The organism is Corynebacterium sp. HMSC034B08 (genome assembly GCF_001835805.1).
GTDB lineage: Bacteria > Actinomycetota > Actinomycetes > Mycobacteriales > Mycobacteriaceae > Corynebacterium > Corynebacterium coyleae.
This window is the reverse complement of record NZ_KV825969.1, coordinates 167,638-178,372: the sequence shown is the minus strand read 5'-3', so window position 1 is coordinate 178,372 and position 10,735 is coordinate 167,638. Positions and strand designations below refer to the sequence as shown.

Here is a 10,735-nt window from a genome sequence, read left to right as displayed (position 1 = left end):
CCGAAACGGCCTAAAACAACTTGACAAAACACAACGCTTAAGAACGTCCGAGAGGGTCCCCGAAAGTGTCCCCACCCTTCATCGCGGAGCGCATAGGCTGCGCGCAAATCGCGACAATAGGTTTCATTCTGATCGATCGGAAAAGGGTCGCTGTCCACGGTCTTCGCACTGAACGCTCCTCCTGTTTCCGGCCCGACGGGGACATCGATCATTAGCGGACTGCATCCAAGCCAGTTGATTAGTCCCGAAACTCACCACACCGTTACTAAACACGTGGTCTAATCACTCTCGAGCGGAGGAAATCGCCCGCGAGGTCTACGCCACCCCGCTGGAAAACGACACCCCGTTTATCATGACGGATTTGCAGACCGCGAAGCTGGTGAAAGTCTCCGCCAACGCCTTTTTGGCCACGAAGATCTCATTTATCAACGCCGTGTCCGAGGTGTGCGAGAACGTCGGCGCGGACGTGACCCTGCTTGCAGACGCCATCGGCTACGACGACCGCAGCGGGCGGAAGTTCCTCGGCGCAGGTCTCGGCTTCGGCGGTGGGTGTCTGCCGAAGGACATCCGCGCGTTCATGGCGCGCGCCGGCGAGGTCGGGGGCGGATCAGGCACTGACGTTCCTGCGTGAGGTCGACGCGATCAATATGCGCCGCCGCCAGCGCGTGGTCGACCTGGCGCGCGAAGAGCTCGGCAGCGTCATCGGCCGCAACATCACCGTGCTCGGTGCCACGTTCAAGCCGAACTCAGACGACGTGCGCGACTCGCCCGCACTCACAGTAGCCGGCCAGCTTTCGCTCGCCGACGCGAGCGTGCGCCTGTACGACCCACAGGGCATGGACAACGCCCGCAAGGTCTCCCCACTCTCGATTACGCCACCAGCCTCGAGGATGCACTGCGCGGCGCGGAGCTGGTCATCCTCGCCACCGAGAGGCAGGAGTTCAAGGACATGGATCCGCGGTGGGCGGCGGAGCTCGTCGACAAGCAATTGCTCATCGACGGACGAAACGTGCTGAACATCGATGCATGGCGCCGTACTGGGTGGGTCATCCGAGCACTTGGCCGGGCTGAAAGCGCATTACCGAGCGTCTTATGGGATAGTCTTGTACATCTCTTGCTGATGGTGACACCAGCAAATGAAAACCGCCACCATCTGTTGACCTTCAATCACTATAGCGTCTAGTCAATGCCACGACCGGCGTCAACAAGCACATCGACTCAAACCTCGCTTGCGCTGCGGGCACACCAAAATGAACGAGGCCTGGGACATCGGGGGCGAGATGTCCCGGGATAGCAAGACGTGGGGCCAGCGGGGCTCGAACCCGCGACCAACGGATTATGAGTCCGCAGCTCTAACCGACTGAGCTATGGCCCCTTGTTCTCACCGACAGAAGCGCGATTCCATGAATCCGAGGGAAATAGTCACGACAACGGACGGTGAGAAAAACTGCTCTGTTAGCGCCAAATACCCTTCGTATCGATTACGCGCTTGCCTGCGAGAGCCGAAGCATCAATGTTCTTAAACTCGTCGTGATCCACCAGCAGCAAAACTACGTCCGCCGAGGCTACAGCCGCGCTGGTTTCAGCAAGTGTGACGTTAGGGCGCTCTGCGAGGCTTGCAGGTAGCGTATCGATATTTGGCTCAACGGCAAGAATCTGATTATCAGCGAACTTGGACGCGAGCTCGTTCGCAATCTCCAACGCTGGTGACTCCCGTAGGTCGTCAATATTTGCCTTGAACGCTAAACCGAGAACAGCAACCGTCTCTTCGGTCGATTCCCCTAATGCTTCGGAGACTTTCTCCACTACCCAATTCGGCTTGGAATCATTGACCAACCTCGCTTGTTTGATCAGCTTCGAATTCTGGGGGTCTGCTGAAACGATAAACCATGGGTCCACTGCGATACAGTGCCCACCAACACCCGGCCCTGGTTGCAAAATGTTAACCCGTGGGTGATGGTTAGCGAGTTCGATGAGCTCCCAGACATCAATACCCAGCCGGTCCGCAATCAGAGAAAGTTCGTTAGCGAATGCGATATTGACGTCTCGGTACGAATTCTCTGTTAACTTGGCCATTTCAGCCGTGACCGCATCAGACTTCAGTAGCTCTCCCCGACAGAAAGAAGCGTAAATCTCAGCCGCCATCTCGGTAGCCTTCGGCGTCATGCCTCCGATGATGCGGTCATTAGTTCGCAGTTCTTCCATGGCAAACCCAGGCAAAATGCGTTCCGGGCAGTGAGCGAAATAGACCGTCGGTTTACCTTCAGGATTATCCTCTCCGTCCGCCACAAGATCTTCGCGCAACTCAAGAATGCGGCGCGCCATCTTCTCCGTAGTCAAGGGGGTGACGTCGATTCAAGGACGACGATTTCGCCACCCTTCAGCTGTGGTGCTATCGCCTCTGCAGCACTGTAGATATACCGCATGTCGACTGAGTGGTCTGGATTGAAAGGGGTTGGAACAGCGAGAACGTACGCGTCCGCTTCGACTTGGCTGGTAGTTGCAGAAAAGTTCCCGCTATCAATCGCTTGCTGGAGCTCTTCCTCTAAGCCAGGTTCAACGATGGTGACCTGCCCCTTATTGATTCGCTCGACGTTCGCAGCGTTTACGTCGACACCAGTGACTTTAACCCCACTGTTCGCTAAAACTACTGCAGTCGGCAACCCGATATAGCCGAGACCGACAAAAGAAACGTGCACTTCTCCTCCTTGAAGTCGTTGTACTAACTGCAATTTTACTGGATTGAAACTTGATTGGTGAAATAGGCCTGCCCATACGATTGGGTCATTCATTCACGATTCGAATGTCAACTGGCACGTACTTTTCTTTCGCGTAATCCAAAATCTGAGCTGCAGCTCGAGCATTGCCCCGAGTCTCTGCTGTACTCCACCTTCTATAGAGGTGCGTAACCCAGCCAACTGGCCCCTCAGACACCAGCTCACCCTCGTGAAGCCACACCGCTCGAGTGCAATTCTTCTTGATCGTGGACGCTGAGTGTGACACCAAAAATACCGTCCCGGAGGCATCGAGGAATTCGTCCATCCGCTCTTGAGCTTTGCCGGCGAAGGTGCTGTCTCCCGTGGACAGCGCTTCATCAACAAGTAATATCTCAGACCGGACGGCTGTCGCGATAGCAAACTTCAGTCGCGCCGCCATACCCGAAGAGTAAGTGCTCAAGGGACGGTCAAGCGCATCGCCCAACTCCGCCCAGTCTGCGATGTCGGCCTGCAGAATTTTTACCTCTGCTGGGGAAAGCCCCATTGCGAGTAGCCCCAAACGAATGTTCTGCCGGCCAGACAAATTTCGCTGTAAGGCAGCCGAGACTCCAAGTAGCGTAGGTTGCTCAGAAACCAGCACAGTTCCAGCTGTTGGCTTTTCTGAGCCTGCGATCAGCCTGAGCAACGTTGACTTACCCGATCCGTTTCTTCCCAGTACACCGATTGATTCCCCTGCATAAGATACAAAGTTCAGTGGATGGAGGGCTCTGACCGTCCTCATTTTAGACCGGAGGATCGCATTTCTAGACCCCTGAGTCGTGAGTCGGTAGTCCTTCGCAAGCCCTTTCGCTATGACCGTGGGTTTAGGAGACAGTTGCATATCTCTCCTCCGCCCGCCAAAAGAAGATTAAACCGAATAGCAGTACACCAAATGTCCAGCACGTAAGACTGATAATTATGTGGGGATCAGGAACACTTCTGTAAATGGTTACCTCACGTGCCGTCAGTAGAAACTGATACACCGGATTCGCCCGCATCACTGCGATAAGCGTCGCGTGACCGTCAAAACGTTCAAGACTGTAGAAGACGCCTGATACAAAGAACAACCCTCGATTCAAGAGAGTAACCAATGGTTTGACATCGGGGATAAAGGCGGTAATTCGCGCAATAATAAGCATGCACCCGAGTGCAAAGAGGTGGATCATCAGGTACAGAGGGACTATCAGTAGAGCAGTAAGTGATGGCCCATTCGGATACTGAAACAAGAACGCCACGACCACCCCAACCGACGCAGGTATGAGGTTATCGATCATTTGGCGAAGCAGAGCGGAGATCACGACCGCCGCTCTCGGGAAAGTGAACGAAGACATCAGCGACTTTGACGACTGTACGATTCCTGCTGACGTATTCAGGGCCTTGGATACGAACCGTATGAAAACTACGCCGATCACTAGATAGCCGAGATAGTTCTCAATCCCCCTAGAAACTCTTAAGATCAAACCAAAGATCACCGCGTACATCAAGACATCAAAAAGCGGCTGGAGGACAAGCCAAGCTCGTCCAAGGAACATGTCGCTTCCTGACTGCAGCGACCTACTTCGCGCGTTCGAAACGATGAAGTGCCGCCAATGGTAGAGCTCGTTCAAATAACGATGCAGCGCTGGCCTTGCATTAAGCCTCCGGTAATCCTGCGCATGTACTTCAACGGTGACAGGTTCACGTCCATTCACGGCCACCTGAGACCGACCGTTTGACCTGGTCATATAGCCACCCACCAATTCCGAAATTGGCTCCAGAATCTGGGGCACTGCCGACAACGACACGCAGCTAAGGAGGTCTTGCCATGGCAAACAATTAATATTGACACCATTAGAAACCTACTAATAGGCGGCTCCTGTAGCAAGATCCTCTCAGCCGGAGCCCTCGGAACTAAAAATCGAAGGAGGGTAAATCATACGGTCGCGTGTCATCCGGTCCACAAACTGTTAGGTGGCCTTCGGTGGCGACACTACGATCATTCGTTGGAGAACCGAGCGAAATGCGTAAGATCGCATCGACCTCATTACTCGGTGAATGGGTATATACAAGATGAGTCGTTTTAACGACTTTGTTCGTAGCGGTCGATACCACCGCCTTCACGCTTGAATCCCCGATTGCCCCATGCTCCACTGCCAAATCCGGCTTACCGGGCCCATCCCAAGCAAGGAAGACCGCTGCGTCGCCATTAATCAACTTCACCGTTCCGTCCGACAGTTCTTCCACTTCGACTTCAGGCGACAAGACAAACCGGTGAGTCCAGTCTTCTTCCCCTTTCGAAGCACCCTGATCTCGGATCAGAACTAGGTTTCGGCCAGGTAGCGAGTACACCGATCGACGCAACCTCGCGTTCTCGAAACCGTCGTTGTAACCAGAAACCAACTTGATTTCTTTGGCATCGAGGAAATGATCAGTCGCAATTGTCCTAGAGTATCGGTTGTCATCTGGACGCTTGTAGGGTCTGCCGGCACTGAATGACGAGTGCCCCCGATACGAGACCACGAAACTTCGATACTTATTCTTTCCGTAGTTGTACTTACCTGAATCAATAAAGAAATCTTTTGAGCGGTAGTTCAGAAGCACGCTCAAATCGTCAGCATGCTTGTGAGCCTTGGCAGAATAACCGCAGATGAAGGCCAAGTACATTTCTGTGCTTTGATCCTTCAAAACCGTAAACCCGCTCATTTCATCATGGAAGCTGTCCCAATTAAATGAGTCAACCCTCCTCTGGCTTCCACTGTCGCCAATATTCGGCACTTTCCCGTCAGGTTTAGCAATACGCGGCATATGTTTCGCAGCATGACGGAGCTTGGTCAGTACATCTTCGCCAAGCGTCAATTCATTCGCATTGAGAAACTCTTCGAGCTCGCGAAACATTCTTGATACCATATTATGGTACTCGGGGGAATTCTCCTGGTGCATACCCGTTTCGCTGAAAGTTTGCCAGAAGATACTTTCAGCGCGCCCCATTCCGCGATAGACATAGTCTCGCCTGTCCATGCCCAAGCCGAGAGAAATGAGAGCCATGTCCATCATCAGCCCGTGATTATTCATGCGGTGCAAAGAGTCGTCCATTAGAAGCTCTGCATGTCTCTGCAAAATCGCTGAAAACCGTTCCTTATCATATGGTCTGCCAGCTGCCTCCATCGCAGACAAAAATTGCATTAAGACTCGGGACCGAGCACCAACCGCGTGATCGTACCAAGTCATTTCGGTTGAACCGCCTGATTCGACGTAATCCAACCAACTCTCGACAATCTCACCTGCTTTAGATAGGTAGTCGATTACCCCTGATTGTTCATACTCTGCAAGCAAAGTCCCCACGACGCGGAGGTTCTGCAAGTACAGCTGATACGAGGTCTCAATTCCAGGTTCTTTGTGTTCCCAATTGAAATCCGGACCAAAATTGATGTCAGCATAATTGGGAAACGGTTCAATGACGTTCTCTAAAGCCTTATCCGCAATTCGTTTGTGGATCGGAGACGGTTTACTACCTTTTCCACCCACTAGAGGCAAAACGGCAGATTCTTTAAACATCTAACTTCCCTTCTTTTTAATGAATGGCAAGAGCGTTGCTGAAATATCTTGATCAGAGTCTACGGTGACAAGATTTTGAGCTGGATTAATTTCGCGTTGAAGCTGTTCCACAATCCGCTTCTTAGTTGATGCTCCCTCAATGATAGAAAGGATTTGTTCGACTTTTTGGAGTCTGAGCAGTGCGATAACTTCCGAAAGGTCCATACTCTTGCGCAACGCCGAAGTGACCCCGCTGTCAGCCTGCCCAGAGTCAGCACCCAAGTAGACAACACTTTGCGCTTCACGAGCAATAAAGTGAGTAGTTGATGGATGTTGACGGTCGCGGCCCATCAAGTCGGCAACCTGATGAAGCGACCCTACACAGTAGAGGTCCACCGGCAACAATTCATTACTTCCCAATCCCCCCAGTACGGACAAGAATTCTTCGCACGCGCAGGACGCCATGTTGAAAATCAATGTGTCATTGAGAAACTTAAAAGGCTCGGTAGCCAGAATGGAATAGAGTTGCTCGCTCAAGTCATCATGCGATACGTCCAAAACATTTTCGTACGACGATGCTCCTTCAGCTTTCACTTTGACCATACAACTGTGAGTCTGACACGTCACTTCAACAGTCTTGGGTCCGATGACTGTTCCGGGCGGTCGCGTCACTCCTTCGACTTCCTTCGCGCGGCGAATCTGCCACTGACTTTTTGATTCGGTAATGCCCGCCCTCGCGAAGGGAAGTGCCGCCCACGCGATGTCCGCCTTGCAGAAAACATCTGTGATAAATCTGAAGCGCTGCGATGTCCCCTCACGGAGTGCCTGTTGAACCAACATCCTGTAAGACAACGGCTTATGCACAGACTCGTATAGCATCTTCGAAACACGAGCCGATTTTCGCGACAAGGATCCCGCGCCGTCGTTCCGGCGCCCAAACTCATATCCGGCGCTCAATAGTTCCGAGTACTCGCTCGCCTTCATGAACGATCAATCTCCAAGAGTGCCCGGTTAATCCGCCCCACCGTGTGCTCCTTACCTCGGGGCATATGCCCCGCACGTTTGTCAGCGTAAAAATCCACGCTAATGTCCATCGGGGTATTCGGTTGCCTCGCGGCCCTCCTAACCATGAACGCATTAAGCACGGGTAGCTGCGCCTTGTAGTCGATGCTACTGGCGATGTTCAACCAATATGTACCTTTTATGCTCGAGTTAGAGTCCAAGAATCGCTCTAATACATTACAGCGCATTGGAAAGTCGCGTCTTGCGCTCTCGACGGAGATCGAATCGAACGAATGGGCAAGAACCTTGTCCACGTAGGACTGGTAATACCGAGTCCAATCGAATTGTGCGTTGTTGACAACAAAACGTGATCCGTTGAATCGCGAATGCAGGGCTATAGCTTGATACCCCCCTGCTGAACTCCCGAAAAACAAAATATTTTCGTTTTCGATCTGAAGGTACCGCCTAAAATAGTCAACGCACTCTGCCATCGCCTGCTCTAGTGCAGACGTGCCATTTCCTTGGGCCCAGCCGATCCGCAGGCTATTCCCCGGATGTATTGTTGCATCCGACATAATCAAAACATTGGCATCCAGGCGGTCTACCCAGGATCTGCGCTGAAATACTTCGCGCGGATCCCTATCTTCTGTTCGCTCAACAGCACCATTGAGCAGTACCAGAAGTCGATTTGGATAGTCCTTGTTCGGCGAAAAAAATGCAGGAATGGCGTATCCGTGAGACAGGTATCTCAAGCGCTCTAGTCCCAGTACAGCCGCGGGATCCGATTGAGCATGAACCACTTTCCATTGATCAAAGGGCTTAGTCATCCAACGCCCTATCCAATAGCTCTACGATCTCAGGGTCCTCGGCAACGTCAGCACCATACATCTCGGTAATTTGCTGCAGAATTGCCACACACTCGCGTCGATCTTCAGGCGCAACAAAGCTCAGTTTGTCCAGATACCACCCCCTAAAGAAGGTCTGGAAGCGTGTTCTGACGTACGAATCAAAAAGTCCCACTTCACGCAGCCACTTTGTCCGGGCCTCCTCCAAGATCAGGTACTTTCTATAAAATTTGGGGGAAATCGAGTTGACCGTGGAGTTGGTCACTGCACCGTAATACACGTGAACCGGCCGAGTCGTGATGAAGATTTTTCTAGCATAGAAAATCATCTGCTGAAAGAAGTACGAGTCTTGGCCGACGGCACCTACAGGTTGCTCGAGCCCCAACGATTTCAACCAATCACTACGGGCCACGAGGGCTTGAATACTCATCGGCTGAAATTTCAACTGCTCGAGCAATTCCAAGTTATGTCCGTTCATCGTCGGCGCCTTGGCTAGTGCGTTTCGAAGATGTCTCGCATTGTTCACGGTCGCGATTTTGCTCTTCATCCTCAACATATTTCCGATGGCAAAATCAACCTCTTGCTCTTTACAAGCGTTAAGAAGGAAGTCGTAGGAGTCCCGTACCTCCTCATTATCCGGGTCAAGGTAAGTGACGTACGGTGTCTCTACAAGCTCGAGGCCTTTATTTCGAGGTCTTGAGGCACTTCCCGATCCCCCTTCTGGAAACCGGTAGACCTGCACGTTAGGAAAACGAGTTTCCAACAGATCAACACACGCCTTCGTTTTTACGTCTGTTGACCCATCATCAACGATGATTATCTGAGACCGCTCAAATGCACTTCCTCTGTAAAGCGAGTTGAAACACTTGTGAATTAAGTGCGGGCCATTATTGTAAGTGGGCACGATAATCGAAAGCTCTCGCTCGGACGCTCCACCGTTCCGCCGCTTGGTGGGAGCACTCGTCATGATAGTCATGCCAGACTTGCTGACGGTTTCCCCGATCGCTTGACCGGCTGGTAACCAGAAGACTTCACAGTTAGTAGCCTTCTCGTCTTCAACTCGCGGTTCGTAGGCTTCCTCCGCGCTATCAAAAGAAATGAGTCGCAAACTGTCGACATCCGAGTACCTATATGCAGCCACGGCATCATCCACAATGTCTGGACTACTCACAGAAAGATTCGCGAGATTGATGACTAGATCGCCGTCTGTCGAGCCGATAGTCGCGTCGGCTTCGTCCGCTTGCACATACGAGAGCGCTCGTTCTGTAGCTTGACTCTCTGAAAACCTTTCGAACGCTTCTTCACTTTCGGCAACAATCAAAATTCTGTGGGTTGATCCCTCACTCGCCAGACCGACCGCCGCAAGTATCTCGTCTACACGGTCAAAAGCAGTGTCGTGGCTAAATACGCCCCTGATTCCTTCAACTTGGCAGTACCTGATGTACTCGGGCGTCAACGTATCGATAAAGCGAGTCGTGTCATCTGAAGAATGCAGCTGCGCCACATATGGGTATAAGGAGTTGACGCCGACACTGTAGTTAGACAGCACCAGGGTACCCATTGCAAGCAGCTCAACCACACGATTCGCAAACATCGTCTGGCTACCGATAACGGAATTAAGGTTAAGAGCGAGAGGAAGAAGTTTCTGCAAACTCAAGACTTCGTCATGCTCTAAAGGCCCATGGAGATTGGGTAAAAAAATCTCGGGATACAAATAGCGATCAGGATCAGAGAACTTCTTTGGATCGAGATTCAGATTTCGATCCACAATGGTGAGTGATGATTCCGAATCATTAACGCCCTGGAAGATCTCTACCGCTGCCTTGGTGCGTTCCTCGTACTTATGACCCATCCACGAGCCTGCAAAAATTAGCTCGCGCCCCTGGTGACGCATGCATCCTAGAGGGTTATGCTTTTCGTAATTCACCCCAAAGCGCAACGGGTAAACGGGGATATTCCGGTCTAAATCATCACGATAGTCATCTATCTTTTCGATAGCGCTAGTGAATACTACGTCAGCCTTCTTCGCGAGACTGATAAAACGGTCATAGTTCGGTGGATCCTCTTTCGAGTAAAAAGCAACGGGGATCCCCATCTCTTTCGCCAGCGGGATTAGCTTTGATTCAATCAGCTTGCGCTTGGGCGAAGATTTCATTGCCGCCCCATGCCATTCGCCATCGAGTCCTCGCCAGGTAGAAACAACAAGCAGTAAATCGACCCGTTCGAGTTCCTCCTCGTAATTCGATGGAGTTAAGGGTATGAATTCCGCGGCCGGTTCCAGGGATTCGTAGAGAAATGTGTCGGCAATAATTCCGATTCGGACTTTTCGTCTATTATCCCAACGCTGACCACTAAACTTCGGCAATTTGGCCGCGTTCTCAAGAAGGGTCTGAATCCGCTCTTCAGTACTCGGACGGTAGTGATCCCATCGACACATGTATTCTTTGCGATCGATAGAAGGTCTGAAGAAGTCATGGTTCCCCTTTATGGTATCCCGGAAGACGACTCCTGCAGTAAACTCGCGCAACTTTCGCAAATCATTTTGCGCCTTCTGCACTGACGCGCGCAGAACCTTAATTCGTTTTAACTGATTTTTTACCGCTGACTTCTTCATCATTT

Annotated in this window: 7 protein-coding genes, 1 tRNA gene and 2 pseudogenes; 1 reads left to right on the top strand and 9 read right to left on the bottom strand. The window is 51.8% G+C overall.

Features of this window, described 5'->3' with window-relative positions; translation table 11 throughout:
• Window positions 1-212: hypothetical protein (locus tag HMPREF2656_RS13340; protein ID WP_210400974.1), on the bottom strand; the 212-nt coding region annotated here is incomplete at its 3' end.
• A gap of 71 nt (window positions 213-283) precedes the next feature.
• On the opposite strand from HMPREF2656_RS13340, the pseudogene HMPREF2656_RS10190 reads away from it, so the two are divergent.
• Window positions 284-1,066, top strand: a pseudogene (locus HMPREF2656_RS10190) (nucleotide sugar dehydrogenase); the annotation flags it as partial.
• Between the two features lie 235 nt (window positions 1,067-1,301).
• Here HMPREF2656_RS10190 and HMPREF2656_RS10185 read toward each other — a convergent pair.
• The 8 genes and pseudogenes from HMPREF2656_RS10185 to HMPREF2656_RS10150 form a co-directional block, all read right to left on the bottom strand.
• A tRNA-Ile gene (locus HMPREF2656_RS10185) sits at window positions 1,302-1,375 on the bottom strand.
• Between the two features lie 80 nt (window positions 1,376-1,455).
• Window positions 1,456-2,699, bottom strand: a pseudogene (wecC, locus tag HMPREF2656_RS10180) (UDP-N-acetyl-D-mannosamine dehydrogenase).
• 85 nt (window positions 2,700-2,784) lie between these two features.
• Window positions 2,785-3,597 (bottom strand): ABC transporter ATP-binding protein, encoded by an 813-nt coding sequence (locus HMPREF2656_RS12590; RefSeq protein WP_083319512.1) that lies wholly within the window; start codon window positions 3,595-3,597, stop codon window positions 2,785-2,787.
• On the bottom strand, window positions 3,581-4,447 hold the full coding sequence (locus HMPREF2656_RS10170) for an ABC transporter permease (RefSeq protein ID WP_070816644.1): 867 nt from the start codon (window positions 4,445-4,447) through the stop codon (window positions 3,581-3,583). Before HMPREF2656_RS10170 ends, HMPREF2656_RS12590 begins: the two co-directional genes overlap by 17 nt.
• Window positions 4,448-4,646: 199 nt before the next feature.
• Window positions 4,647-6,290 carry a heparinase II/III domain-containing protein gene (locus HMPREF2656_RS10165; protein ID WP_070816615.1) on the bottom strand — a complete coding sequence of 548 codons (1,644 nt, stop codon included), beginning with the start codon at window positions 6,288-6,290 and terminating at the stop codon, window positions 4,647-4,649.
• Window positions 6,291-7,133, bottom strand: a complete 843-nt coding sequence (locus tag HMPREF2656_RS10160) for a hypothetical protein (RefSeq protein WP_141761069.1) — start codon at window positions 7,131-7,133, stop codon at window positions 6,291-6,293.
• A 116-nt stretch (window positions 7,134-7,249) separates the two neighbouring features.
• Window positions 7,250-8,098, bottom strand: coding sequence for a hypothetical protein (locus tag HMPREF2656_RS12875; RefSeq protein ID WP_141761068.1), 849 nt, complete (start codon window positions 8,096-8,098; stop codon window positions 7,250-7,252).
• A complete protein-coding gene (locus HMPREF2656_RS10150) occupies window positions 8,091-10,733 on the bottom strand; it encodes a glycosyltransferase (RefSeq protein ID WP_070816609.1) in 2,643 nt (880 codons plus the stop codon). Before HMPREF2656_RS10150 ends, HMPREF2656_RS12875 begins: the two co-directional genes overlap by 8 nt.
• Window positions 10,734-10,735 lie beyond the last annotated feature (2 nt).